Annotated in this window: 21 protein-coding genes and 2 pseudogenes; 9 read left to right on the plus strand and 14 right to left on the minus strand. The window is 73.8% G+C overall.

The window, feature by feature from the left end:
- Positions 1 to 497 (minus strand): annotated as a pseudogene (locus tag OO57_RS24515) (hypothetical protein); the annotation flags it as partial.
- Between OO57_RS24515 and OO57_RS24520 the strand changes: the two are divergent.
- A complete protein-coding gene (locus OO57_RS24520; RefSeq protein WP_033254803.1) occupies positions 496 to 765 on the plus strand; it encodes a hypothetical protein in 270 nt (89 codons plus the stop codon). The pseudogene OO57_RS24515 and the gene OO57_RS24520 sit on opposite strands and share 2 nt — an antisense overlap.
- A 22-nt stretch (positions 766 to 787) precedes the next feature.
- On the opposite strand, the gene OO57_RS24525 is transcribed toward OO57_RS24520, so the two are convergent.
- Positions 788 to 2,005 carry a hypothetical protein gene (locus OO57_RS24525; protein WP_033254804.1) on the minus strand — a complete coding sequence of 406 codons (1,218 nt, stop codon included), beginning with the start codon at positions 2,003 to 2,005 and terminating at the stop codon, positions 788 to 790.
- Positions 2,006 to 2,149: 144 nt separating this feature from the next.
- Positions 2,150 to 2,677 carry a SigE family RNA polymerase sigma factor gene (locus OO57_RS24530; protein WP_051778196.1) on the minus strand — a complete coding sequence of 176 codons (528 nt, stop codon included), beginning with the start codon at positions 2,675 to 2,677 and terminating at the stop codon, positions 2,150 to 2,152.
- 110 nt (positions 2,678 to 2,787) lie between these two features.
- Here OO57_RS24530 and OO57_RS24535 point away from each other — a divergent pair, with 110 nt between their 5' ends.
- Complete coding sequence (locus OO57_RS24535) at positions 2,788 to 4,851, plus strand: MDR family MFS transporter (RefSeq protein WP_033254805.1); 2,064 nt, start codon at positions 2,788 to 2,790, stop codon at positions 4,849 to 4,851.
- Positions 4,852 to 4,996: 145 nt separating this feature from the next.
- On the plus strand, positions 4,997 to 5,989 hold the full coding sequence (locus OO57_RS24540) for a YdcF family protein (RefSeq protein WP_033254806.1): 993 nt from the start codon (positions 4,997 to 4,999) through the stop codon (positions 5,987 to 5,989).
- A 23-nt stretch (positions 5,990 to 6,012) separates the two neighbouring features.
- On the opposite strand, the gene OO57_RS24545 is transcribed toward OO57_RS24540, so the two are convergent.
- Entirely contained in the window at positions 6,013 to 6,363 is a 351-nt protein-coding gene (locus OO57_RS24545) for a hypothetical protein (RefSeq protein ID WP_051778197.1), read from the minus strand.
- Positions 6,364 to 6,587: 224 nt separating this feature from the next.
- The gene (locus OO57_RS24550; protein WP_033254808.1) at positions 6,588 to 7,307 is read right to left on the minus strand and encodes a class I SAM-dependent methyltransferase; all 720 of its coding nucleotides are present in this window, start codon (positions 7,305 to 7,307) and stop codon (positions 6,588 to 6,590) included.
- 620 nt (positions 7,308 to 7,927) lie between these two features.
- On the opposite strand from OO57_RS24550, the pseudogene OO57_RS41445 reads away from it, so the two are divergent.
- Positions 7,928 to 8,701 (plus strand): annotated as a pseudogene (locus OO57_RS41445) (IS5 family transposase); the annotation flags it as partial.
- A 70-nt stretch (positions 8,702 to 8,771) separates the two neighbouring features.
- Here OO57_RS41445 and OO57_RS24560 read toward each other — a convergent pair.
- Positions 8,772 to 10,082 carry an MFS transporter gene (locus OO57_RS24560; RefSeq protein ID WP_158715216.1) on the minus strand — a complete coding sequence of 437 codons (1,311 nt, stop codon included), beginning with the start codon at positions 10,080 to 10,082 and terminating at the stop codon, positions 8,772 to 8,774.
- Positions 10,083 to 10,349: 267 nt separating this feature from the next.
- Between OO57_RS24560 and OO57_RS24570 the strand changes: the two genes are divergently transcribed.
- Positions 10,350 to 10,721, plus strand: coding sequence for a DUF6086 family protein (locus OO57_RS24570; protein ID WP_158715217.1), 372 nt, complete (start codon positions 10,350 to 10,352; stop codon positions 10,719 to 10,721).
- A gap of 714 nt (positions 10,722 to 11,435) precedes the next feature.
- Here the strand turns inward: OO57_RS24570 and OO57_RS24575 are convergent.
- Positions 11,436 to 11,783 (minus strand): hypothetical protein, encoded by a 348-nt coding sequence (locus OO57_RS24575; protein ID WP_051778203.1) that lies wholly within the window; start codon positions 11,781 to 11,783, stop codon positions 11,436 to 11,438.
- A gap of 71 nt (positions 11,784 to 11,854) precedes the next feature.
- Between OO57_RS24575 and OO57_RS24580 the strand changes: the two genes are divergently transcribed.
- A complete protein-coding gene (locus OO57_RS24580; protein WP_033254813.1) occupies positions 11,855 to 12,250 on the plus strand; it encodes a zeta toxin family protein in 396 nt (131 codons plus the stop codon).
- On the opposite strand, the gene OO57_RS24585 is transcribed toward OO57_RS24580, so the two are convergent.
- The 4 genes from OO57_RS24585 to OO57_RS24600 all read right to left on the minus strand — a co-directional run bounded on the left by OO57_RS24585 (position 12,235) and on the right by OO57_RS24600 (position 17,149).
- The gene (locus tag OO57_RS24585; protein ID WP_033254814.1) at positions 12,235 to 13,053 is read right to left on the minus strand and encodes a helix-turn-helix domain-containing protein; all 819 of its coding nucleotides are present in this window, start codon (positions 13,051 to 13,053) and stop codon (positions 12,235 to 12,237) included. The two genes, OO57_RS24580 and OO57_RS24585, sit on opposite strands and share 16 nt — an antisense overlap.
- A 115-nt stretch (positions 13,054 to 13,168) precedes the next feature.
- A complete protein-coding gene (locus tag OO57_RS24590; protein WP_051778199.1) occupies positions 13,169 to 14,158 on the minus strand; it encodes an ROK family protein in 990 nt (329 codons plus the stop codon).
- A gap of 479 nt (positions 14,159 to 14,637) precedes the next feature.
- On the minus strand, positions 14,638 to 15,570 hold the full coding sequence (locus OO57_RS24595; protein WP_033254815.1) for a 1-phosphofructokinase family hexose kinase: 933 nt from the start codon (positions 15,568 to 15,570) through the stop codon (positions 14,638 to 14,640).
- A gap of 163 nt (positions 15,571 to 15,733) precedes the next feature.
- A complete protein-coding gene (locus tag OO57_RS24600) occupies positions 15,734 to 17,149 on the minus strand; it encodes a PLP-dependent aminotransferase family protein (protein WP_033254816.1) in 1,416 nt (471 codons plus the stop codon).
- 44 nt (positions 17,150 to 17,193) lie between these two features.
- Here OO57_RS24600 and OO57_RS24605 point away from each other — a divergent pair, with 44 nt between their 5' ends.
- Positions 17,194 to 18,138, plus strand: a complete 945-nt coding sequence (locus OO57_RS24605; protein WP_033254817.1) for a DMT family transporter — start codon at positions 17,194 to 17,196, stop codon at positions 18,136 to 18,138.
- A gap of 39 nt (positions 18,139 to 18,177) precedes the next feature.
- On the opposite strand, the gene OO57_RS24610 is transcribed toward OO57_RS24605, so the two are convergent.
- Positions 18,178 to 18,669 carry a hypothetical protein gene (locus tag OO57_RS24610; protein WP_033254818.1) on the minus strand — a complete coding sequence of 164 codons (492 nt, stop codon included), beginning with the start codon at positions 18,667 to 18,669 and terminating at the stop codon, positions 18,178 to 18,180.
- A 143-nt stretch (positions 18,670 to 18,812) separates the two neighbouring features.
- Between OO57_RS24610 and OO57_RS44075 the strand changes: the two genes are divergently transcribed.
- A complete protein-coding gene (locus OO57_RS44075) occupies positions 18,813 to 19,628 on the plus strand; it encodes a hypothetical protein (protein WP_158715218.1) in 816 nt (271 codons plus the stop codon).
- Here the strand turns inward: OO57_RS44075 and OO57_RS24620 are convergent.
- On the minus strand, positions 19,537 to 20,625 hold the full coding sequence (locus OO57_RS24620) for a sugar ABC transporter substrate-binding protein (protein ID WP_033254820.1): 1,089 nt from the start codon (positions 20,623 to 20,625) through the stop codon (positions 19,537 to 19,539). The two genes, OO57_RS44075 and OO57_RS24620, sit on opposite strands and share 92 nt — an antisense overlap.
- A gap of 160 nt (positions 20,626 to 20,785) precedes the next feature.
- On the minus strand, positions 20,786 to 21,802 hold the full coding sequence (locus OO57_RS24625; protein ID WP_081973930.1) for an EamA family transporter: 1,017 nt from the start codon (positions 21,800 to 21,802) through the stop codon (positions 20,786 to 20,788).
- Between the two features lie 242 nt (positions 21,803 to 22,044).
- On the opposite strand from OO57_RS24625, the gene OO57_RS24630 reads away from it, so the two are divergent.
- Positions 22,045 to 23,601 carry a lipase maturation factor family protein gene (locus tag OO57_RS24630; protein WP_081973931.1) on the plus strand — a complete coding sequence of 519 codons (1,557 nt, stop codon included), beginning with the start codon at positions 22,045 to 22,047 and terminating at the stop codon, positions 23,599 to 23,601.
- The last annotated feature ends 261 nt before the right edge of the window (positions 23,602 to 23,862 follow it).

Below are 23,862 nucleotides of genomic sequence, written 5' to 3' on the forward strand. Positions count from 1 at the left end.
GTCCTGGCCGCCCCGACCCCGGCCCCGCCCCCGCAGGCCCCGTCGGCCGCCCCCACCGCCCCGTACCCGGCGCCGCCGCCGTCCTTCGGCCCGCCGCCGAACCCGTACGCCGGGCAGACGCCCCCGGGCGCGTACCCGGCCCCGATCCCGAACCCGTACGCCGGGCAGACGCCGCCGGGTGCGTACCCGTACCCCGTGGTGGTGCAGCAGCCGTCGAGGCGGCGGGTGGGGCCGCTGGTGGCGACCGGGGTGGTCGCGGCGGTGCTGGCGGGGTTGGGGGTGTGGGCCGCGACGGGCGGGCCGGGCGGGTCGGGGAAGCCGTCGGCGGAGGCGTCGGGGAAGGCGTCCACACCGGCCGGGCACGACAGCGGGCGGGCCGAGGCGCCGCCCTCGCCCTCGTCCTCGGCGGAGGAGGACGGCGACGCGGTCGCGGAGGCGTTCCTGGGCACCTTCGAGGGGACGGTCAGCACGGCGGGCAACGGGCTGCAGATCGTCATGCGGTTCACCGTCCACCAGGGCGCGGTCGGCGACTCGATCGCCTACGTGGAGACCGACGGCGGCCTGGGCACCGGCCAGGTCATGTGCACCAACGAGGCGTCCCTGGTCTCCGCGACCCAGACCCGCCTGGTCGCCCGGACGGTCGTCGACACCCTCAGTGTGGGCTGCACCCCGCTCACGGGCGACGGCGTCGTCACCCCGAACAAGGACGGCTCGCTGCACTTCGTCCAGCAGGGCTTCACCGGCGACCTGGAGCGCGACTCCTGACGCCGGCGGGCCCGTTCGCGCATCAGATCGTCGTCCAGACCGGGTCGGTGACCAGGGCGGACAGCTGGTCGAGGGTGAGGACGGGCTCGCCGGGGCGTTCCCCGTCGCGGCCGGTGTCGGAGTTCCACAGGCGGATGTTCACCCGGGTGCCGTCGGGGAGCAGGGCGTCGGCGAGGTAGCCGCCGTCGGCGGTGCCCGGGGTGCTGCCGAGCGGGGTGGTGCTGACCATGGTGCCGTCGGGCCGGCGGTCGACGCTGCGGTGGGTGGCGGGGAAGGCGACGGCCGGATCGGTCGGGTAGCTGCGCCGCCAGCCGGGGGTGACGCCGAGCAGCAGGGCGCTGGTGCGGCCGTTCACCGTGACGTCGACCCGGATCCGGCCGGGCAGGTCGGTGCTGGTGCGGCCGGTGTCCAGGTGGGCGCCGTGCAGCAGCGGGGTCAGGGCGGCGAGCATCCGTTCCCCGCTCGGGGCGGGCCGGGCCGGGGGCCGGGAGGGGACGTCGCCGAGCGAGCCGAACACCCACTGCCACTGCGCGGCGGTCACGATCTCGGTCAACTTGGCCGTGTCCAGCGGCAGTTGCTGGACGCTCCGGTCGGCGGCGACCTCCTGGACGACCACCTGGCGGCCGGTGGCCGTGGTGTACGCCACGTTCAGGCTGTGCTCGTCGGTGCCGGAGCCGCCGTAGCTGCTGGTCAGCAGGTGCGAGCCGTCCGGCCGGGCGGCGGGCCGGCAGGTGGCGTTGCCGGGGACGATCGGCTCGTAGCAGAGCAGGCGCTGTGCGTCGGTGGTGACGGGGGTGGCCACCAGGTCGGTGGCGAGCAGGAGTTGGGCCTTCCCGCCGTGGCCGTCGTCGTAGTTCAGGAACGCCTGCGGGGCCTGGCCGGGCCCGTTCTGGTCGGGGCCGGAGCCCTGTCCGTCGCTGACGGTGCCGCCCGGGGGCAGCATCGCGGTCAGGGTGTCGAGCATGAACGCGCCGTCGACCCGGGGCGGCGTCGAGGCCGGGACGTGGGCGGCGGGCTTCCCGCGGTCGGGCAGCAGGGCGGGGACGAGCCCGGCTGCGGCGACCAGGGCCACCGTCGAGGCGATGCCCGCCCGGCGGCGCAGCACGCGGCGGCGGCCGCGGCGCTCGGCGCCCAGGGCGAACTCCTCGGTGGGCACCAGGGGCGCCAGTTCGGCACCGGCCCGCAGCGCGCGGGCGAAGTCTTCTTCGGAGGGCGAGGACGAGGGCGACGGCGAGGGCATGGGCGGGGCTCCGTGGCGTGCGACGGGAAGGTGCAGGGGCGGACGGACAGGCGAGCAGGCAACGAGCGGACGGGCGAGCGGACAGACGGGCGAGCGGACAGACGGGCGGACGGGCGGGCGGACGGGCGGGCGGACGGGCCCGGTTCAGGGACGGGCGAGGTCGTCGAGCTGGTCGCCGAGGCGGGCGCGCAGCCGCGCCAGGGCCCGGGAGGCGCGCGAGCGGACGGCGCTGGGGGTCAGCCGCAGCGCGGCGGCGGTCTCCTCGACGCCGAGGTCCTCCCAGTAGCGCAGGATGAGCACGGCCCGGTCCTGCTGCGGGATTTCGGCGAGCGCGCCGAGCAGGGCGATGCGCAGGGCGGGGTCGTCCCCGCGGCCGGGGGTCTCGACGAAGGTGTCGGTGACGTGCTCGCTGCTGCTGCGGCGCCGCCGGTGGCTGAGGAAGGTGTTGACCAGGACGGTGCGGGCGTACCCGGCCGGGTTCTCCATCCGGGAGACCCGGCGCCAGCCGGCGTACAGCTTGCCGAGCGCCTCCTGCGCGAGGTCCTCGGCGAGGTGGGCGTCGCCGCCGGTCAGCAGGTACGCGGTGCGGACCAGGTGGCGGGACCGGCCGGCGGCGAATTCCCGGAACTCCAGGGGGCCGCTGTCGGTGCCGGTCTTCGTCGGGCTCTCCATGCCCCTCTAACGCGGCAGGCCCGTCGTCTTGTCGCACCATCGGCTGATCATGCATCGGCTGGCCGGGGTGTCGGATCGGGCAAACCAGGACGAAGTGTGACGATGCCAGGGTGACCACCTCCAGCGAAGTCAGCCAGGCCGCCCCGCCCGTCCTCGACCGGCGGCAGCGGAACGTCGTGTTCGGCACCATCATGCTGGGCATGCTGCTGGCCGCACTCGACCAGACCATCGTGGGCACCGCGCTGCCCACCATCGTGGCCGACCTCGGCGGGGCCTCCCACATGTCGTGGGTGGTGACTTCCTACCTGCTCGCGGAGACCGTCACCACCGCGCTGGTCGGCAAGATGGGCGACCTGTTCGGTCGCAAGGTGGTCTTCCAGGTCTCCGCGATCGTCTTCATCGTCGGCTCCTTCCTGTGCGGCCTGTCCACCAACATGCTGCTGCTGATCATCTGGCGGGCCGTCCAGGGCATCGGCGCGGGCGGCCTGATGGTCACCTCGATGGCGCTGATCGCCGACGTCATCCCGCTGCGCGAACGCGGCAAGTACCAGGGCGCGATCGGCGCGGTCTTCGGCGTCGCCACCGTGGTCGGCCCGCTGCTCGGCGGCCTGTTCACCGACCACCTGTCCTGGCGCTGGGCGTTCTACGTGAACGTGCCGATCGCGATCGTGGTGGTCGTCGCCGCAGCCCGGAACATCCCGGTGGTCAAGTCCGGCATCCGCCCGGTCATCGACTACCTGGGCATCACCCTGGTCGCGATCGGCGCCAGCGCCCTGATCCTGGCCACCAGTTGGGGTGGCAACGAGTACGCCTGGGGCTCGGCCGTGATCATCGGCCTGTTCGTGATCGGCGTGGTCGCGCTCGCCCTGTTCTGCTGGGTCGAGACCCGGGCCCCCCAACCGACCCTGCCGATGCGGCTGTTCCGCAACCAGGTGTTCACCGTCTGCTCGATCCTCAGCTTCATCGTCGGCTTCGCCATGCTCGGTGCGCTGACCTTCCTGCCGACCTTCCTGCAGTACGTCGACGGAGACTCGGCGACCGTCTCCGGCGTCCGCACCCTGCCGATGGTGCTCGGCCTGCTGATCGCCTCGATCTTCTCCGGCAACGTGGTCTCCAAGACCGGCAAGTACCGGCTCTTCCCGATCGTCGGCTCGGTGGTGATGGGCGTCGGCCTCTACCTGCTCTCGCTGCTGGACGTCGGCACCAGCGCCTGGCTCGCCAGCCTCTACATGTTCGTGCTCGGCACCGGCATCGGCCTGTGCATGCAGGTGCTCACCATCGCCGTGCAGAACACCGTCGACTACACCGACCTGGGCACCGCCACCTCCGGCGTCACCTTCTTCCGCACCCTCGGCTCCTCCTTCGGCACCGCCGTCTTCGGCACCATCTACACCAACTCGCTGAAGACCAACCTGACCGCGGGCGTCGCCGAGGCCGCCCGGGCCACCGGCGCCGACCCGCAGCAGCTCGCCACCGCCGCGCAGAGCCCGCACGGCGTCCACGAACTGCCCCCCGAGCAGGCCGCGCCGGTCATCCAGGCGTACGCCGACTCGCTGCACACCGTCTTCCTGTGGACCGTCCCGGTCGCCCTGGTCGGCTTCGTCGTCGCGCTCTTCCTCAAGCAGGTCAAGCTCCGCGACTCCGCCCGGGCCAGCTCCTCCGACATGGGCGAGGGCTTCGCCCAGCCGTCCTCCGGCGACTCCGCCAAGGTCCTCGAACTCGCCGTCGCCAAACTCCTCGGCAGCGCCGGGCTCGACACCGCCCGACAGGTCGTGGGCTTCTCCGGCACCCGCCTCGACGTGGCCGGCAGCTGGGCCGTCATGCAGGTCGAACTCTTCACCCGCACCGTCGGCCACGCCAGCCTCAACCTGATCGCCGCCCGCCGCCGGATCCCCCCGGAGGTCCTCCAGCCGGTCTTCGACCGGATGGTCGTCGAAGGCTTCCTGGAGGCCCACAACGGCTTCTACCAGCACACCGAGGCCGGACGGCGCGAAGCCGCGACCATCACCCGGGCCTGGGCCGACTGGCTCAACCGACGCCTGGAGGAGGACCGCGGCCGCCCGCGCAGCGCCGAACTGCGCGCCGCAGCCGACACCATCGCCAAGCGCATGATCGCCGAGGACCTCGCCGAGGGCCTCCCGGAGAAGGGCGGCGCCCTCTCCGGCCGCCGCTGACGCCACGCCGCCGCTGACGCCACGTCACCCGCCCCGCGGAGGCCCACCGCTCCGGCCGCCGCTGACGCCACGCCGCCGCTGGCGCCACGTCACCCGCCCCGCGGAGATCCACCGCGGGGCGGCCCCGTCTCCTAGGCTTGCCCCCATGCTCCTGTACGCCCTCGCGCTCGTCTTCCTGCTGCTGTTCGGGGTCGGCGTGCTGCGCGACCGGCGACGCTTCGGCAACGCCGTGTGCCTCGGACTCGCCGTCGCCCTGTTCGCCCTCGCCCTGCTCGGCACCCTCCACCGGGCCGACTCGGTCGCCGCCGAGACCGTCCTGATCGTCGTGGTGCTGACCCCCGCGCTGGGCAGCCTGGTGCTGGCCGGGCTGCTCATCGCCAACGGCCTCAAGATGGTCCGCCGGGAGGGCCGCAGCCTCGGCAACCTGCTCGCCCTGCTGTCCGGACTCGGCATCCTGGCCGTCTTCGCCCTGCTGCTGGCCGCGACCCGCACCGACTCCGAGGCGCTGGTGGTGACCGCCCGCACCGTCTTCGTGCTCGCCTGCTACCTCTCCTTCCTGTTCACCTGCTTCGTCGGCTACGCCTACCTCTACGGCCGCCTCACCCCCCGCGAGGACGTCGACTACGTGGTCGTCCTCGGCACCGGCCTCCTCGACGGCAGCCGCGTCCCGCCACTGCTTGCCAGCCGCCTGGAACGCGGCCGCCGCCTGTACGACCGGCAGGTCGACCGCGGCCGCTCCCCGCTGATGCTCGTCTCCGGCGGCAAGGGCTCCGACGAGCAACTCCCCGAGGCCCAGGCCATGGCCGACCACCTGGTCGAACGCGGCTTCCCCGCCGACCGGATCATCCGCGAGGACCGCTCCCGCACCACCGAGGAGAACCTCCGCTTCAGCCACGCGATCATGGCCGCCGCCGACCCCGACTACCGCTGCGTCGTCGTCACCAACAACTTCCACGCCTTCCGCGCCGCCGTCTTCGCCCGCCGCGAGGGCGTCCGCGGCCACGTCGTCGGCTCGCCCACCGCCGCGTACTTCTGGCCCAGCGCCACCATCCGCGAGTTCGTCGCGGTGCTCGTCATCTACCGCTGGGCCAACCTCGCGGTGGGCGCACTGCTGGTGCTGGAGTCGCTGAGCCTCTGACCCCCCGCCGCGGCGGGCCCGGATCACGCCCCCTCCCAACCCCCGGCGAGGCGGCGGCGCCACCAGCGGTCGGCGCGCCACTGCCGCCGGGCGGCGAAGGGATCAGGCAGGGTGCGCCGGAGGTACGCGGCGTCCAGCACGGCCACCCGCCGCCCCAACTCGGCCCGGGCCCCCGGCGGCAGGGCCCGCAGCACCCCGTCGAGCACGTCCCGGGCGTGCCGCACGTCGTCGAAGGAGCACCCGCGGCACGAGCACAGCGCGTCCTGCGGGTAGCGGGGGCGGCGCCCCGGCGGCAGGGTGAACGCCCGGTACCGCCGCAACGCCCGGTCCGTGGCGCCGGGGTACACGTAGTAGTCGTCCGAGCGCCGTTCCACCCGGTGGACCGCCAGGCTGGTGCGGGTCGAGAGCCCGTGGAGGCGCCCAGGGGGCGGCTCGTCCCGGGCGAGCGGGGCAGGTCGCTGGTCGGCCCGGAGCCGACCGGGCCGGTTACGCGGCACGGGCCTTTCGGTCTGCGGTCATGCGGATCATGGTGCCAGTACCCCGGCGTGACGGTCCAGCCCCCGGGCCCGCTCGCCCGGCTAGGGCCCGCTCGCCCGGCTCAGGCCGGTTTGCGCAGCTCCAGCATCGACACCGGCAGCCACGGGCCGCCGTACCAGTACGCCGGGCCGAGGTCGCGGACGGTGCCCGCGCCCAGGTGGGCGGCGTAGCGGCGGACCATGGGGGAGATGTCGGCGAGCAGCAGTCGGCCGCCCGGGCGCAGGACGCGCAGGGCCTCGTCCACGGCGCGCAGGCGGGCGGGCACGGTGGGGATGTTGTGGATCACCAGGGCGGAGGTGACCAGATCGAAGTCCGCGTCGGGGAAGGGCAGTTCGGTGATATCGGCGGTGTGCACCTCGATCCGGTCCCGGACGCCGGCCGCGGTGGCGTTGGCCAGCGTCGCGGCCGGGGTGTTGCCGCTCTGGTCCTTCGACGCCCACAGGTCCACCCCGACCGCCCGGCCGCGCGGCAGCCGCCGGGCCGCCCCGATCAGCACCGCGCCGCGGCCGCAGCCCAGATCCAGCAGCCGCTCGTCGCCGCGCAGCTCCAGCGCGTCCAACTCGCGCTCCCACACCCGGAACTTCCCGTGCAACGTGGTGTGCAGGTACACCCCCGCCTGCACCAGCAACCCGGCCCCCAGCGCCGCCACCACCGCCCGGCCGCGGAACGGCCGGGCAGCGGCCGCGAGCGCGCAGGCCGCACCGAGCGCGGAGGTCGAGCCGACGAAGCCGGGCGCGTCGACGCCGTACCGGGACAGGGAGGTGAACAGGTTCTCGGTCATGCCCGCAGTCTCCCGGCGCGGGCCGGGCCGGGTCTTGGACGAATGTTCCGCGGCGTCGCGGGGCACGGTCCGGCCTCGGCGGGGCGGTCGCGTCGCGTCGTCCGTGGCCGCTTTCGACCCGGGCGATGGTTTTTCCGGGTTCGGGATCCGGTGCCACGACGCTGCCGAATAGTCTTCGGACGTATCGGACTCGTTTAGGCGGGGCGGTATTGCGGTGAAGTTTCCGGGACACCGCGTATGCCCGGTCGGCCCCTGCACCCGTCAGCCAGCAGCCCCTTGCATGCCGTGACCTTCATGTTTGGCTGATCTAGCCTCGGTTCAACTGTTTTGTCCAGATTATGACGCTTGGTCATTGATGGTCGTTTTCATGATTTGGACTTTCGTTTCGCATTCTGGAAGTTTCTACCTTTGACGGTCTTCTCATTGTTGGATGGCTCGCGATCGGCCATTGCCGACCCGGTAACGAAAGAACTGATCACGGACATCGACGTGTTCGAAGGGAGGGTCCTATGAGAGGGAAGAGCGTCGACGCCGACATCGGATTCTGGCTTACTGATCGTTTCAGAATGAATTGAGCCGTGGGTCTTGCACTGCATGTTCTTGGTCGGCAGGGTGCCCTCGTGAGTGTTGATCTTGTTCCGGACGGCCTGTGGGAGCGCCTGGCTCCGCTGCTTCCGCCCAGCCCCGAGCGGCGGCATCGTCATCCCGGGCGTCTGCGTGTTCCCGACCGTGCGGCACTCGCGGGCATCTTGTACGTGCTGCGGACCGGTGTCGCATGGCGCGATGTCCCTGCTGAGACTGTGGGTTGCTCGGGCGTGACGGCCTGGCGGCGGCTCCGGGACTGGACCGAGGCCGGTCTCTGGCCCCGCCTGCACGCCGCGCTGCTGGGCGAGCCGCGTCGTGCCGGCCTACTCGACCTGGACGACTGCGCCGTTGACGGCTCGCACGTCCGGGCGCGCAAAGGGGGGGATCATGTCGGTCCGTCGCCGGTCGACCGTGCTCGTCCCGGCTCGAAGCACCATCTGATCGTAGACTGCAGCGGAATCCCGCTTGCCGTGACGCTCACGGGCGGGAACCGGCACGACGTCACCCAACTCCTCCCGCTCCTGGACGCGGTGCCGCCGATCCGGGGCTTGCGAGGGCGACCGCGCCGCCGACCCCGACGGCTGTTCGCGGATCGGGGCTACGACTTCGACAAGTACCGCCGCCCGCTGTGGAAGCGCGGCATCAAGCCGGTGATTGCCCGATGCGGCGTCGCCCACGGATCCGGGCTGGGCAAGGTCCGTTGGGTGGTCGTGCGGACCTTCGCCTGGCTTCACCAGTTCAAACGGCTCCGTATACGCTACGAACAGTACGCCCACCTCCACCAGGCACTGCTGGAACTGGCCTGCGCCTCATCTGCCTCCGGCGTCTGCGAGCCGCCTTTCGAAGTGGCCGATGGGCACCGGCCGCCGACGGGGCGGCTCACGGCCGCTGGCTTTTCTTCCCTTTCGGGAGGGGAAGTTCGATGCCTCGCAAGGACGGCAGCAGCAGGGGCAGCAGCATGGCCAGCACCGTTACGGCACCGCCGGCAACGGCCACTGTTGCGGTGCCGAACACCCCGGCGAGGAGCGGAACGGAGATCTGGCCGGCGGGGATCGACGCGAAGGACCCGAACTCGTCGTAGGCACTGACCCGGGAGAGCAGCCGTTCGGGGACGTGGACGTGCCAGACCGTCGACCAGGCGACCGTGAAGAACTCGGCGGCCACCCCGGCGGCGAATGCCGCCGAAGCGAGCCAGGCGGTGCTCGCGTGAACGCCGAGGAGGACCATGGGCGCGCTGGCCAGGGTCATCAGGCACAGGGCCGGTGCCATCGGCCGCCGGACCAGCAGTTTCAGCGTTGCCACGGTGGCGAGCAGTGCTCCGGCGCCGCGGGCGCTGAGCACCAGGCCCCAGCCGTCGGCGCCGATTGTCTCGGAGGCGATGACCGGGCCCAGAATGTTCCAGACGCCCATGTTGACGGCGTTGAAGACGGCGAAGGCCAGGGTCACCGACCAGATCCACGGCCTGGCGCTGAAGTAGCGCCAGCCCTGCCGCAGTTCGCCGGACATGGTGGGGGAGTCTTCGCCGCGGGGCGGCGGATCGGGCAGTGACATTCGGGAGAAGCAGCCAGCCGCCAGCAGGAAGGAGCAGGCGTCCGCGGCGATCGCCCAACCGCCCCCGACGGAGACGGTCAGCAGCCCGGCCGCGCTCGGGCCGAGCAATCGGGTGGCGTTCCTGGCGGAAGCCAGCAGGGAGTTGGCCTGTTGGATGCCGCTCCCGCTGGTCAGTTGCGGGACGATGCCGCGCATCGTCGGGGTGGTCAGGGCTTGGAAGACGCCGTTGGAGGCAGACAGTGGGAGCAGCAGCGCGGGGTGCTGGTGGGTGAGGAGGACGAGTGCGACTCCGGCCTGGCTGGCGGCCGCGCCCAGACTGGTGAGGCACAGTACCGTGTCGCGGCGGTAGCGGTCGGCGATGCCGCCCGCGAGGATCATTGTTGCGATCATCGGGGCCATGGAGGCGATGAGGACCGCGGACAGCCAGGCGGTGCTGCCCGTGAGTTCCAGGACACCGAAGGCCAGTGCAAGGGGAGACATGGCGCTGCCCGCCACGGTGATCGACCAGCCGGCGAGGAACCACCGGAAGGTGGATGAACGGAGCGGTTGCTCTGATACGAGAGAGCTGCAGGAGGTCAGTGTTGCAGCGGCTTCGGAGGGGTTGGGATTTTGGTGTCCAGGCGCGTCTGCTTCGGGCACAAGAGGCGATGGTTCCAGTACCCGCGAAGTTCATCAAGCGGTTTCAGCGAGGACCAACCCCTCAACCTGACGGGCAGTTACACCTCGTGCGGACATGCTTCACAGCCGGAGCAAGCCCACGGGGACGATCGTGCGCAAGTCAGCGCCCGACCTTATTCTGAAACGATCAGTTACTCGCCCGAACCAGGACCAACGGTTCATCGACCTGGCCGAGAACCACATCCAGAAGCTCCGGGAAGCGAATCCGGGAGTCACCATCGTGACGAGGTGGGCGTAGTGGGACACCCTTTCCAGACCGCTGACGGATCGAAGATCCTGTGGTACCCGGCGTTGAGGGTCGGTCAGCTCTACGCGGCGTTCGCCGCCGAAGCCGGCACCCTGATGGGCGTGCCCACAGGGCTGACGGACAACGAGAGACTCGGTGGCACGGACGTGGACGTGGCCGTCTTCCAGCAGTTCACCCAGGCCCTCTACGACCGGCACCGCCGCAGTAACCACTTCGTCCTGCACGGGCTCCTGCGTGGAGTGCTCCTCCCGTCGATCGTGATGCTCGAGAACGGCGGAGGCTCGATCACCCGGACATTGCAGGGCGAAGCCGGTCTCTTCGATGACCACGACACCTACAAGCGGGGGATGTAACCAAGAACACCAGGTCGGGGGTCCGGCGGGCACCGAACCCACCAGGCCCCCGACCAGGGTGCGGTAGGTCAGCGCCCCCTCGCTGTCCTTTGCCGTTCCGGACGAGCTCCCGGCATCGCGGTGCCGCAGGTCTCATCACCTGTGTGGTTCAGTGCGGGCAGCGGCCCTGCTGGTGCTGCTCCAAGGCGGCCACCAAGTCCAGTGCCGCTTGTGCATGGCCGGACCATTGCCGACGCTCGGCAGCGGGTCCGGCCCGATCCCGCGGGTGCTGCTGCGGTGCTGTGCCCTCACGGAAGGAGGTTCTCGGGCCCGGCCCGTCACAGGGCGCAGGCCGGGCCCGGTGCTGCTTCACCGGCCGCTTCGCCTCGGTGCATGCGGGATGCCTCGAGCGGGGTGAGGGGCGGTCAGTTCCAGCCGGTGTCGGCAACAGGGCTGAACCCGCCCCCGTGGGCGTCAGCCTGTGCGATCCCGACCCAGGGGCTACCAGCCGGGACCGCGGGCCTCCGGAGACATCCCCGCCCGGGGCGATCCCGACCCAGGTGCTGTCGGCCGGCGCCCGGTTGTCCTCCGGGCGGTGAGTCGCGGCGCTCTTCCTGGTGGTGCGGTGGATCGTGGGCAGGCGACCGTAGATCTGTCCTGCCCGTTTGTCACCCCTGCTGCCCGCAGCTCAGCTGCTTAGGCGGCTGTCTTATTCGGGGTTGCTGTTTCGGACGGCTACGGGGTGAGGTCGAGGACGCGTACCGGCTGGCCCTTCCAGCGCTGCGGGTCGACGGTGGCGACGACCGCGCCCGCCGGGCGTTCGGGGGTCGGGGCGGCGGCGTAGCGGGTGTGGGCCTGGGCCCAGGTGGTGTCGGCGGCGAGGGCGAGGGCGAGGGCGGTGGGCAGGTCGAGGTCGAGGACGGTCAGGGCGGGCAGGGCGGCGAGGTGTTCGGCGGTGCCGGGGCGTTCGCGGTCGGCTTCGACGAGGGCGCAGGCGGGGGCGTAGAGGTGCCAGCCCGCTTCGGCGTGGGCGCGGTGGATGAGGCGGGAGGCCAGGAGGTTGCCGCGGCCGGCGGCGACCATGGCGGTGTCGTCGAGGACGACGTGCGTGTCGGTCACAGGTCGGAGGCCTGCCCGCGGCGGCCGCCGGTGCGGTGCCGCAGGAGCAGCCGGTCGCCCTCCTGGCTGCCGGGCCGCCCGGCAGCGGCAGGACCAGCGTCGCCGACCTGCTGCACGCGGTGTTGAACCGGCGCGGCGGTGCGGTGAGGACCGGCAGCGACCTCTACGAGGACGTGCCCCCGGCCTACCGGGCGCTGCGCGGGCGGGACGTCCGGGCGGCCGGGGCGGGGGTGCGGGCGGACGTGCGCTGGTGGCGGGCCGGGGTCGAGGAGTACGTCCGCGCCCACCACTCGGACGTGCTGATGGAGACCCGCGCTCGCCGATCCGGACACGGCCGCTCGCCGACCCGCAACGCGGCAGTGGTGTCTCTGCTCCCCTGCCCGCATCCGAAGCGTTCCGTCGAGTTCCGTCGAGTTCAGCCGCGCAGGTAGCCGGGGGACGACCAGGCGACGCCGTCGACCGAGAGCCACGGTTCGCGGGCCACTGCGGAGGGTGTCAGGCGGGCGAAGTCGGCGACCTCCCGGTGCAGGTGGGACTGGTCCGCGTAGCCCGCTTCCGCTGCGACGGCTGCCGGGTGGCCGCCTGCGGCGAGGCGGTGGGCTGCGTGGTCGAAGCGGACCAGTCGGGCCGCCTGCTTCGGGGGCAGGCCCACCTGGGAGCGGAAGCGTGACCAGAGGCGTTTGCGGCTCCAGCCGACCTCTGCGGCCAGTGCGTCCACCCGGGCGGTGCCGTGCGAGCGTGCCAACTCGCTCCAGGCGTACGCCACTTCCTTGTCCACCGGACGGCCCTCCGGGCGGCGGGCGGCCAGCGCCCCGGCCATCAGGGCGAAGCGCTCCTCCCAGGATGCGGAGGCCCGCAGCTGCTCCTCCAGCCGGGCGGCGTCCCGGCCCCACACCTCGTCCCACCCGGCGAGCGGGCTGCCTTCTGCGGCGAAGCCCTCCAGCACCGTGTGCGCCACCACCGGGGACAGGCGCACCTGGAGGCACTGCACCTCCCGTCCGCCGCCCCACAGGCCGCCCGGCGCCAGCCCGATCACCGCGCTGCCGCGCACCTGCCGCCCGCCGTCCGCGACCAGCAGCGGCTCCGGGCCCAGGTCGATGGCCAGCGTCACCGCCGGGAACGGCACCACCCCCAGGTCCGCCGTGCCCCGCGCCCGGAACCCGGCCATCGCGACCCCGGGCAGCCGCCAGGACGGCGACGGCGTCGCGATCTCCCACGGGGTCGGTGGCTGCACCCCTCCAGCCTAGGCAGGCGCAGCGGGAACGAACAGGGCCCGGGGAACGGCGCGGGCGTCCTGCTGCCTGTATTTGACGGAACCCGAGGCCGGTGCGGGCCTCGGCAGTGCACCCTCAGCAGTCCCGAACCCGCCGCTCCCCGGGCTCCTGATTTCGCAGGGCGGCCGCCGCTGCGCCGATCAGGCCCGCGTCGGGGCCGAAGTGGGCGGGGTGGAGGTGGATGCCGCGAGTGAAGGGGAGGCCGGCGTAGTGGGTGAGGTGGCGGGCGAGGGGGTCGAAGAGGAGCGGGCCGGACTGGGCCACGCCGCCGCCGATCACGACGGCCTGGAGTTCGACCAGGGCGGCGGTGCCCGCGATCGCGGCGGCCAGGGCCCGGGCGGCGAGGTCGAAGGCGGTCAGGGCGGCGCCGTCGCCGGTGCGGGCGGAGTCGGCCACGGCGCGGGCGGTGAGCGGGCCGCCCTCGGTGGGGCGCCAGCCGGCCGCGCGGGCGTGGCGGACGATCGCGGGGCCGCTGGCCAGCCCCTCCAGGCAGCCGCGTCCGCCGCAGGGGCACGGGTCGCCGTCCCACTGGATGCTCAGGTGGCCGATGTGCCCGGCGTTGCCGCTCGGGCCCGGGTGCACCCGGCCGTCCAGGACCAGGCCGCCACCGACGCCGGTGGAGACGACCATGCACAGCGCGTCCCGGTACCCGGCGGCGGCGCCCAGCCAGTGCTCGGCCTCGGCGAGCGCCACCCCGTCGCCGAGCAGGCGCACCGGCAGTGCGGTGCGCTCGGCGATCCGCCGGACCAGCGGGAAGCCGCGCCAGGACGGGATGTTGACCGGGGAGACCGTGCCCGCCACCGTGTCGACCGGCCCCGCGCTGCCCACGCCTACCGCCGCGATGCCGGGCCAGGCCGGGTGCCCGGCGAGCTCGTCCAGCACCCGGGCGACGCCCGCGAACACCGCCTCGGCGTCCCCGTCCGCGGCCGTCGGGCACTCGGCGCGGGCCAGCAGTTCGCCGGTGCCGGTGACGACCGCCCCGGCGGTCTTCGTCCCGCCCAGGTCGACGGCGGCCACCAGCGGGGACGAGGACGAGGGCGGGGGCGGGGAGGGATCGGCGGCCATGGTGCAGCGCTCCTGACATGTCCGACTCGGGGTGACTTGTCGGCCTGGCCAGGCTACCGGAAACCGCAGGTCGGCGGCCGGTTACGGGCCGGGACGGGCGCCTCGGCGGGCGGGCGGGCGGGCGCGGCCAGGGGCGAGGGGCGGCGGTGCCGTGCAGCAGGTGGACGGGGACGTCGCGGGTGGCGGTGCGCAGGTCGTCGAGCGGGACGGTGCGGGTGCTTGCCGCGGGGGTGTCGTACGAGCCGGTGAGGGCCGCCACCGCGTGCGGGCGCACCCCGTCGAACGCGGCCGGGTTGAGCGCGGCGGCGGCCCGGGTCGGCGGGGCCAGCACCTCGCGCTCGTCGGGGCCGCGGCCGGGCCGGAGCAGGACGGCGGGCAGCGGGCCGGGCGGGGTGTCCGGGGGTGCGGGCGGTGGACGTCGACGGCGTTGCGTTCGGGGCCGTAGGCGGGGGGGGTCGTGGTGGGGGCGGTGGGGGCGGTTACGGGGCGAAGGATGCCAGGTTGCCGATCCGGACGGCGGTCAGGGTGGCGCGCAGGCGGCGGTAGGCGGGGGCGTCGAAGTGGCCGGCCCTGGGGTGGAGGACGGTGGCGGCGGAGAGGGCGACCGCGTCGGGCAGGACGGCGGGCCAGCCCGCGTTGCCGGAGAGCCCCGCGGCGAGGGCGGCGACCACGGAGTCGCCCGCGCCGGTGGGGTTGCCGGTGACGGCGGCGGGCGGGGCGCAGCGCCAGGCGCCCTGGCGGTCGACGGCGAGCAGCCCGTCGGGGCCGAGCGAGGCGAGCACCGACTCGGCACCGCGGCGGATCAGCACCCGGGCGGCGTCCCGGGGGTCGGGCAGGCCGGTGGCGGCGGTGAGTTCGGCGGCGTTCGGCTTGATCACGGTGGGCCGGGCGGGGAGTGCGGCGAGCAGCGCCGGACCGTCCGCGTCGAGCACCACTGGCAGGTGGAACTGCCGTCCGAGGGCGACGAGTTGGCCGTAGCCGTCGGCGGGCGCTCCGGGCGGCAGGCTGCCGGCCAGGACCAGGACGGCGGCCTGCGGCAGCTGCCGGGCGGTCTCGCCGAGCAGGGCGTCCCACTCGGCGGCGGTCAGCACCGGGCCGGGTTCGTTGAGCACGGTGGCGTCGGCGCCGTCCGCGACGGTGACGGTGCGCCGGGTGTCGCCGCCGACCGGCACGTCGACGTGGTCGAGCCCGGCGGCGGCCAGATCGGCGCGCACCGTCTCCCCGGTGGGGCCGCCGAGCGGCAGGACGCAGCGCACCGGCCGTCCCAGCGCGGCGAGCACCCGGGCCGCGTTGACGCCCTTGCCGCCCGCCTGGGCGGCCACGTCGGCGACCCGGTGGCTGGTGTGCGGGCGGAAGCCGGGGACGGTGTAGGTGACGTCCAGTGCCGGATTCGGTGTGACGGTGAGGATCACGGCGGACGCCCCCCAGGATGTGCGTCGGAACGGTCATCGGAATGGCCGTCGGAATGGCCGTCCGATGGGATGAGTGAGTGAAGCTGCGTGATCATATCGGGTTTCGCGCAGCTTCGAGCACTAATGGGGGATTTGTGGAGATCGGGGAGGAGGGTGGTGGGGCTCAGGCGAGGGAGTCCAGGGCGGCGCCCAAGTGGCGTGCTGCGGTGGTGAGTTGGGCGTGGGTCTCGGCGGCGGCGAAGCCGGCCCGGATGCGGGGGGCGGGTTCGGCGGTGAAGTAGTTCGGGCCGGGGGAGAGGACGACGCCGTGGCGCAGGGCGGCGGTGGCGAGGGCGGCCGGGTCGAGGTGGGCGGGCAGCGGTAGCCACAGGTGGAAGCCGCCGCGGGGCAGGCGGGGCGGCAGCAGGGCGGGGGCGTGCCGGGTCAGGGCGGTGGCGAAGAGCTGGCGGCGGTCGGTCAACTCCCTTGCCAGGGTGCGCAGGTGGCGCGGCCAGTCGGGGGAGGTGACCAGTTCGAGGGCGGCCTCCTGGAGCGGGCGGGGGACGAAGAAGGAGTCCACCGCCTGGACGGAGCGCAGCCGGGCCAGCGCCGGGCCGCGGGCCACCAGTGCGCCCACCCGCAGGCTCGGCGAGGCCGCCTTGGTCAGCGAGCGGACGTGCACCACCGTGCCGTCCGGGTCGTCCGCGGCCAGTGGCGGCGGCAGTTCGCCCGCGTCGGCGTGGGCGAGCAGCCGGGCGAAGTCGTCCTCCACCACGAACGCCCCGGCCCGCTTCGCCGCCGCCAGCACGGCCCGCCGCCGCTCGGCGGGCAGAACGGCGCCGGTCGGGTTCTGGAACAGCGGCTGGCAGACGAACAGCCGCGCCCCCGACACCGCGAACGCCTCCGCCAGCCGCTCCGGGATCACCCCGTCCGCGTCCACCGGTACCGGCACCGGCCGCAGCCCCGCCGCCCGGGCGATCGCCAACAGGCCCGGGTAGGTGGGGGATTCGACCAGGACGGGCGCGCCGGGCGGCGCCAGCGAACGCAGCGCGCAGGTCAGCGCGCTCTGCCCGCCCGCGGTCACCAGCACCTCCGCCGCCGTCACCCCGCCGCCCAGCTCGCGGGCGAACCAGCCGCGCAGCTCCGGCAGCCCCTCCAGCGGCGGCCGCCCCCACGCGCCCGGGCGGCGGCCCGCCCGGGCCAGCGCGCCCGCCAGCGCCCGCTCCGGCAGCAGCGAGGCGTGCGGGTAGCCGCTGTTCAGGTCGACCACCTCCGGCGGGGCCATCGCCAGCGCCGCCAGCACCCCCGAGGCGTCCACCACCCGGGCGGGCGGCGCGCCCGCCTCCGCGCTGAGTGCCACCTCCTGCCAGGAGAAGTCGCCCTGCGCGGCGGGCGCGGGCCGGGGCTCGGCCCGGAACACCCCCGCGCCCGGCCGGGACACCACCACGCCCTCCGCGACCAGCTCCCGGATCGCCCGCGACACCGAGACCGGGCTGACCCGGTAGCGCTCCACCAGCTCCCTGCTACTGGGGATCCGCTCCCCCGATGAGTAGCGCATCACGGTGGCGCGCAGCGCGTCCGTCAGCTCCTGCACGCTCATTGACGACCCTTCCGGCGCGCGGGCGGCAACTGCTACCGTCCTGTATGACAGCACAGAATAGCGCTACCGGACTTCGCCCGATAGCGGTCGGCACGGCCGGGCCGCTCGGCGGCGCCGTGCAGGCCGCCCTCGGGGTGCTCGCCTTCTCCTTCAGCTTCCCCGCCACCGCCTGGGCCCTGGAAGGCTTCGGCCCCTGGACGGTCACCGGCCTGCGCGGCGTCCTCGCCGCCCTGCTGGCGGGTGCTTGCCTGCTCGCCAGCGGCGCCCGCGTCCCGCCCCGCTCCGCCTGGCCCGGCCTGGCGGCCGTCGCGGTGGGCTGCGCGGTCGGCTTCCCGCTGCTGTCCACGCTCGCGCTGCGGCTCTCCTCCACCGCGCACTCCGCCGTGGTGATCGGCCTGCTGCCGCTGGCCACCGCCGCGGTCGGCGCCCTGCGGGCCGGGTCCCGGCCGCCCCGGGCGTTCTGGCTCGCCGCGCTCGCCGGGGCCGCCGCCGTGCTCGCCTTCACCGTCCAGCAGAGCGGCGGCGCCGGGCTGACCACCGCCGACCTGTACCTGTTCGGGGCGCTGCTGCTCTGCGCCTTCGGCTACGCGGAGGGCGGGCGGCTGGCCCGCGACCTGCCCGGCTGGCAGGTGATCGGCTGGGGCGTGGTCGCCGCGCTGCCCGTCACCGCGCTCACCGGCGCGCTCGCCCTCGCCGTCGAACCCGTGCACTGGAACTGGCACGGCGTCACCGGGCTGGCCTACCTGGCCGCGGTCTCCCAGTTCGGCGGCTTCGTCGTCTGGTACCGCGGCATGGCCGCCATCGGCGTCCCCCGGGCCAGCCAACTCCAGCTCGCACAGCCCCTGTTGACGCTCTGCTGGGCCGTCCTGCTGCTCGCCGAGACGCTCCCCGCCACCGCCCTCCCGACCGCCCTCGCGGTGCTCGTCTGCATCGCGCTCACCCAGCGCGCGGGACGGCGGGAGGCAGGGCGCGCGGGACGGCGGCAGTAGCGGCGGCAGTAGCGGGGGCGGGAGCGGGGCGGGAGGGGCTCACTCGGTCAGGGCGCAGTACAGGTGCTGGCCGTCCTTCTGGGCGCGGCGGGCCAGGACGCCCAACTGGTGGATCAGGCGCATGAGTTCGATCCGCTCCACGCCCTTCAGCTCGTCGGTGCGGTTCCACTGGCTGGTCAGCTGGGGCAGCCGCTTGCGCTGGATGCCCGCCAGGGCGTCGCGGGTCTCGTCGGAGAGTTCGACCACCCACGGGCCGGTCATCCAGGGGTCCTCGAGGTCGACGGCGGCGGCCGGGGCCTCTGGGTGCCAGGGCTGCAGGCCGGTGGGCCACACCGAGCGGTCCGGGCCGTCCTTGACCGGGGAGCCCCCGCCCCGCAGGGCGGCCACCAGGTGGGGGAGCGAGACGGTCGGGTCGACCCCGCGGGCCTGCACCGATTCGAAGGCCTCGGCGGGCGGCTGCTGCCCGTGCTTCATCACCCTCTGCACGGCGGCCTCGTCGGCGGCTCGGAAGTAGTCGGTCCGCAGGTCCATGTCGCACGCTCCCCATCGCTCGGCAAGGCGCCCAGTGCATCACAGTCCGCGCGGCGGCGGGTACCGGGTCGCCGTCCTGTGATCTGCCTCGCAACCGTCAGCGGGGCTTTCCGCCACGGAAGTTCGGGTACTGGCTTTCGGTCGTGAGCCCTGTGCCGACGGCCTGGCGGAGCCCCGCGGGCCCCGCGAGCGGCCCGAACCGCCCGAGCGGCCCGAACCGTCCGCTGCGCGTCCTGCTGGGGGCGTCCGTGCTGGCCAACACCGGCGACGGCCTGCTGCGCACCGGCCTGCTGCTGGTGGTGGCGGCGCACCTGACCGGATCGGTGGGCGCCTCCTCGCTGGTGACGGCGGTGACCACGGTGCCGTGGCTGCTGTCCGGGATCCCCGCCGGGATGCTCGCCGACCGGGCCGGCCGCAATGTGTCGATGGTGGCGGCGGACGGGGCGCGGGCGGCGCTGGTCCTGGCGATCGGGGCCGCGGCCTGGGCCGGGGTGCGGTCGCTGCCGCTGCTGGGCCTGGCGTTCCCGGCGCGGCACCGGGCGCTCCGGGTGATCACCCTCGCCAGGGCGCTCACCACGCTCGCCAACACGTCCTTCCTGGCGCTGTTCGTGGTGTACGCGACCACCGGCCCGCTGCACCTCGGCGACGCGGCCCTCGGGGTGCTGCTCAGCTCGGTCGGCGTCGGCACCGCGGTCGGCTCGCTCACCGCGCACCGGGCCGAACGCCGCTTCGGCGCCGCGCCAGTGCTGTGCGCGACCCGGCTCGGCCGGGCGCCGGACCGGGCGCGGGGCCGGCCGCCGGGCCGGGCCCGGCGGAGGAGCGGGCGGGGCGGCACCCCCGCACAAGGAGCCGCGCCGCCCGCTCCGGTCAGTAGGTGCCGGGGACCCCGGCGTCCCTGCAGGCCTTGGCGAACTGCGGGGTGCAGATCTCCTCGGCCTTGTAGAGGCCGCCGTCGATGATCGTCTCGACGACCTTGGCCTTGGTGACGACGATCGGGGTGAGCAGCATCGAGGGGATCTGCAGGCCGTCCGACTCGGTCATGGTGGAGGCGACCGCGGTGATGTCGATGCCCTTCACCAGGTAGACCGCCATGTTGGCGGCCGCGTCGGCCTCCGGCTGGTACGGCTTATAGATGGTGTACGCCTGCTCGCCGGTGAGGATCCGGCGGACCGCGTCCAGCGAGGCGTCCTGCCCGCCGACCGGCACGTCGGTGCGGCCGGCCTTGTGCAGCTCGTCGATGATCGCGCCGGCCATGCCGTCGTTCGCCGAGTACACGGCCTGGAAGCCGTTCTTGCCGAGCTTGGAGATCGCCTCGTCCATCTTCGCGGCGGCGATCTCCGGCTTCCACTCGCCGGACTGCTCGTACGCGATCCGCTTGACCTTGCCGTCCAGCGACTTGTGGGCGCCGGCCTTGAAGTCGGCCGCGTTGGGGTCGGTCTCGGCGCCGTTGATCATGACGACCTCGGCGTCGGCGGCGTGCTTGCCCAGCGCCTCCAGCAGCGCCTGGCCCTGGAGTTCGCCGGTGCGCTGGTTGTCGAAGGAGATGTAGGCGGCGACGTTCCCGGCGGCCAGCCGGTCGTACGCGATGACCTTGGTGCCCTTGCGGTTGGCCTCCTCGACCCACGGGGCGGTGACGGCGGCGTTCACCGGGTCGAGCAGGATCACCTTGACCCCGCGGGAGAGTAGCGCGTCGAACTGCTCCTTCTGCACCTTCTCGTCGCCGTCGGCGTTGGCGTAGTCGAGGGTGCACTTGGTGCACATCCCGTTGACGGACGCCTCGATCAGCGGCTTGTCGAAGGCCTCGTAGCGGGTGGAGGAGGAGCGTTCGGGCAACAGCAGTCCGATGGACTGGTTGCCGTTGGACGACGAGGGCTTGTCGTCCCCGCAGGCGGCGAGCGACATCGCCATCGACACGGCGGCCGTGCCAATGACGAGTCGACGCGTCATCGAGTTCATGGTGGGTGGTGCCTCCCTGACAGCGCCGTGTCCCTACGGCGAGGTGAGGGGAGTCAAGCCCACCCGTCGTATGTCGTCAAGAAGTAAATCATTGGTCGAGAGGATTCGACCAAGTCGTTACCTTCTTGAATGCATAACGGGAGATTCGCTCACGGAGCGTTCAGCGCTCGTTACGTGCCACCAGGAACACCCCGCCGACCACGATCCCGCCGCCGAGCAAGATCGGCCAGGTCAGGGTCTCGGCGAGGAAGAGCCAGCCCAGGAACACCGCCACCACCGGATTGACGTACGCGTAGGTCGCCACCAACGGAAGCGGTGCACGCTGCAACAGCCAGGCGTAAGACGTGAACGCGACAATAGAGCCGAACAGCACCAGGTACACCAGCCCGCTCCACGAGGCCGCCGACACCGCCCCCGGATCGAAGCCGCCCGGCTCGCCGCGCGCGAACGACAGCGCCAGCGCGCCCAGCGAACCCGCCAGCATCTCGTACACGCTCGCCACGAACGGGTCCGCCGGCATCGGCAGCCGGCCCGCCAGCACCGAACCCAGCGCCCACACCACCGCCGCGCCCACCACCAGCAGCAGCCCCGACAACCCCACCTCGCCGGTCAACCCCGGCGCGGTCAGCACCACCAGGCCCGCCAGGCCCAGCAGCACGCCCGCCAGCGTCGCCCCGCCCGTCCGCGCCCCGAACGCCCGGCGCAGCAGCACCACCCACAGCGGCACGCTCGCCACCATCAGCGCCGCCAGCCCCGACGGCACCGTCCGCTCCGCCAGCACCACCAGCCCGTTGCCGCCGACCAGCAGCAGCACGCCCACCAGGAAGGCGGAGGCGAACTGACGTCGCGTCACCCGCAGCGCCCCCCACCCCTTACGGACCGTCAGGCCCGCACCGAGCAGCAGCGTCGCCGCGCCGAAGCGCAGCGCGCCCGACAGCAGCGGCGGCATCGTCTCCACCACCACCCGGATCGCCAGGTAGGTCGACCCCCACACCACGTACACGATGCCCAGCGCCGCCCACACCGCCGCCCCGAGCCCGGCCGGACGGGCGGCCGCGGCGGTGGTGGCGGTGGCCGCGGCGGTGGTGGTGGCGGCGGTGGCGGCCCGCGGTGCCGCCGCCACGGAGGGACAGTCGGGGTCGGCGTCGGCGGGGGACTGCGGAGCGGGCGTGGACACGGGTGTCTCCTCGTCTTGGTCCTGACAGGCGGTGTACGGCGGAATGACACCACACTCCGTCCGGCCCCGGAAGGCGCTTCCACCACCCGGTACGGCCCCTACGGGCAGACGCCGCCCGCCGCACGCCGGGCAGGGCCGACCGGATGAACCGGCGCACCACCGCGCCCCAGCCGCCCCGCACCGAGCGCGCCGAATGGTAGGGATGGGGACGGCCGAGCGCAGCCGACCAGAGGAGCGGCCGCATGGCGTGGTTCGCCGCCCCCGAGTACCGGCTCGCCCGCGAGCTGTTCCTGCGCCTGCTCGCCCTCGTGTACGCGTGCGGGTTCCTCGCCGCCGCCCGGCAGTTCCGCGCCCTGCTCGGCAGCCGCGGCATGCTCCCCGTCCCGCGCTTCCTGGCCCGCGTCCCGTTCCGCCGGGCCCCCAGCCTGTTCCACTGGCACTACAGCGACCGCCTCTACGCCGCCCTCGCCCGGACCGGCCTGCTGCTCTCCCTCGCCCTGCTCGCCGGAGCCGCGAACCTGCTCCCGCTCGGCGCGGCGATGGCCCTGTGGGCGCTGCTCTGGGTGCTCTACCTGTCGATCGTCAACACCGGCCAGACCTGGTACGCCTTCGGATGGGAGTCCCTGCTGCTGGAGGCCGGGGCCCTCGCCGTGTTCCTCGGCAACGACCGCGTCGCCCCGCCGCTGCTCCTCCTGTGGCTGCTGCGCTGGCTGCTGTTCCGGGTCGAGTTCGGCGCCGGACTGATCAAGTGGCGCGGCGACGAGTGCTGGCGCAAGCTCACCTGCCTCTACCACCACCACGAGACCCAGCCCATGCCCGGCCCGCTCAGCTGGTTCTTCCACCACCTGCCCCGCCCCCTGCACAAGGCCGAGGCCGCCGCCAACCACGTCGTCCAACTCGCCGTTCCCTTCGGCCTGTTCCTCCCCCAGCCGATCGCCTCCGGCGCCGCCCTGCTGATGATCGCCACCCAGCTGTGGCTGATCGCCTCCGGCAACTTCGCCTGGCTCAACTGGCTCACCGTCGCCCTCGCCCTCTCCGTCCTCGACACCGGCACCCTGCGCCACGCCCTGCCGCTCGGCCCCGACCCCGACCTCGCGTACGGGCCCCAACCCGCCTGGTACCAGGGGGCGGTGGCCGCCTACGTGTTGCTGGTGCTCGTCCTCTCCTGGCGCCCCCTGCGCAACCTGCTCTCCCCGCGCCAGCAGATGAACCGCTCCTGGGACCGCCTCCACCTGGTCAACAGCTACGGCGCGTTCGGCTCCGTCAACCGCGACCGGTACGAGATCGTCCTCGCGGGCACCCGCGACGCCCGCGGCACCGACGGCTGGCAGGAGTACGAGTTCCACGGCAAGCCCGGCGAACCGCGGCGCCTGCCACGCCAGTTCGCGCCCTACCACCTGCGCCTCGACTGGCTGATGTGGTTCGCCGCGATCTCCCCCTCCTACGCCCGCCCCTGGTTCCTCCCGCTGCTCGCCCGCCTGCTCACCAACGACCCCGACACCCTGCGGCTGCTGCGCCGCAACCCCTTCCCCGACGCCCCGCCCGCCCTCGTCCGCGCCGAACTCCACCACTACCGCTTCACCGACGCCCACGAACTCCGCACCACCGGAACCTGGTGGCACCGCCGCCGCGTCCGCACCTACCAGCGGCCGGTCGGAATCGACGACCTGCGGGCGTACGCCCCCGCGGCGGAGGGGCCGGGCGGCGGGCGACCGGGTGACGGGCGGTCCTGGCCGGGCGGCGGGCCGGGCGGCGGACGGAAGGGGTGGAAGGGGTGGAGGGGGCGTGGAGGACCGTGACCACCCCACCCAACTCCCGGCCCCCACCCGGCCGGGGCGTACTGTCGGTGCCGCTCCCTACCGTACGGACCGTGCGGACGGGCCCCGCGCCCCCCACCAGCGGTCCACCACGGGCCACCGCGGCCCGGCGGAACCCACGGAGGTCCGGTGCGTGCACGGCTCGAACGCGCACCCGTATTCTGGCCTCCCGCGACGCCACCGCCGCCGCAACCACCCCACCCGCCCCGCCAGTCCCACTGCCCGCCAAACGCCACGAACCGG

This window comes from Kitasatospora phosalacinea, assembly GCF_000717185.1.
GTDB lineage: Bacteria > Actinomycetota > Actinomycetes > Streptomycetales > Streptomycetaceae > Kitasatospora > Kitasatospora phosalacinea_A.

What these genes read in the sequence shown, in the direction of transcription:
- OO57_RS24610 (WP_033254818.1), bottom strand. Translation starts at nt 18,669, where the DNA reads ATGGACCTGCGGACCGACTACTTCCGAGCCGCCGACGAGGCCGCCGTG.
- OO57_RS24620 (WP_033254820.1), bottom strand. Translation starts at nt 20,625, where the DNA reads ATGAACTCGATGACGCGTCGACTCGTCATTGGCACGGCCGCCGTGTCG.
- OO57_RS24605 (WP_033254817.1), top strand. Translation starts at nt 17,194, where the DNA reads ATGACAGCACAGAATAGCGCTACCGGACTTCGCCCGATAGCGGTCGGC.
- OO57_RS24575 (WP_051778203.1), bottom strand. Translation starts at nt 11,783, where the DNA reads ATGGTCGCCGCCGGCCGCGGCAACCTCCTGGCCTCCCGCCTCATCCAC.
- OO57_RS24550 (WP_033254808.1), bottom strand. Translation starts at nt 7,307, where the DNA reads ATGACCGAGAACCTGTTCACCTCCCTGTCCCGGTACGGCGTCGACGCG.
- OO57_RS24540 (WP_033254806.1), top strand. Translation starts at nt 4,997, where the DNA reads ATGCTCCTGTACGCCCTCGCGCTCGTCTTCCTGCTGCTGTTCGGGGTC.
- OO57_RS24520 (WP_033254803.1), top strand. Translation starts at nt 496, where the DNA reads ATGCGGTTCACCGTCCACCAGGGCGCGGTCGGCGACTCGATCGCCTAC.
- OO57_RS24530 (WP_051778196.1), bottom strand. Translation starts at nt 2,677, where the DNA reads ATGGAGAGCCCGACGAAGACCGGCACCGACAGCGGCCCCCTGGAGTTC.
- OO57_RS24600 (WP_033254816.1), bottom strand. Translation starts at nt 17,149, where the DNA reads ATGAGCGTGCAGGAGCTGACGGACGCGCTGCGCGCCACCGTGATGCGC.
- OO57_RS24525 (WP_033254804.1), bottom strand. Translation starts at nt 2,005, where the DNA reads ATGCCCTCGCCGTCGCCCTCGTCCTCGCCCTCCGAAGAAGACTTCGCC.
- OO57_RS24630 (WP_081973931.1), top strand. Translation starts at nt 22,045, where the DNA reads ATGGCGTGGTTCGCCGCCCCCGAGTACCGGCTCGCCCGCGAGCTGTTC.
- OO57_RS24590 (WP_051778199.1), bottom strand. Translation starts at nt 14,158, where the DNA reads ATGGCCGCCGATCCCTCCCCGCCCCCGCCCTCGTCCTCGTCCCCGCTG.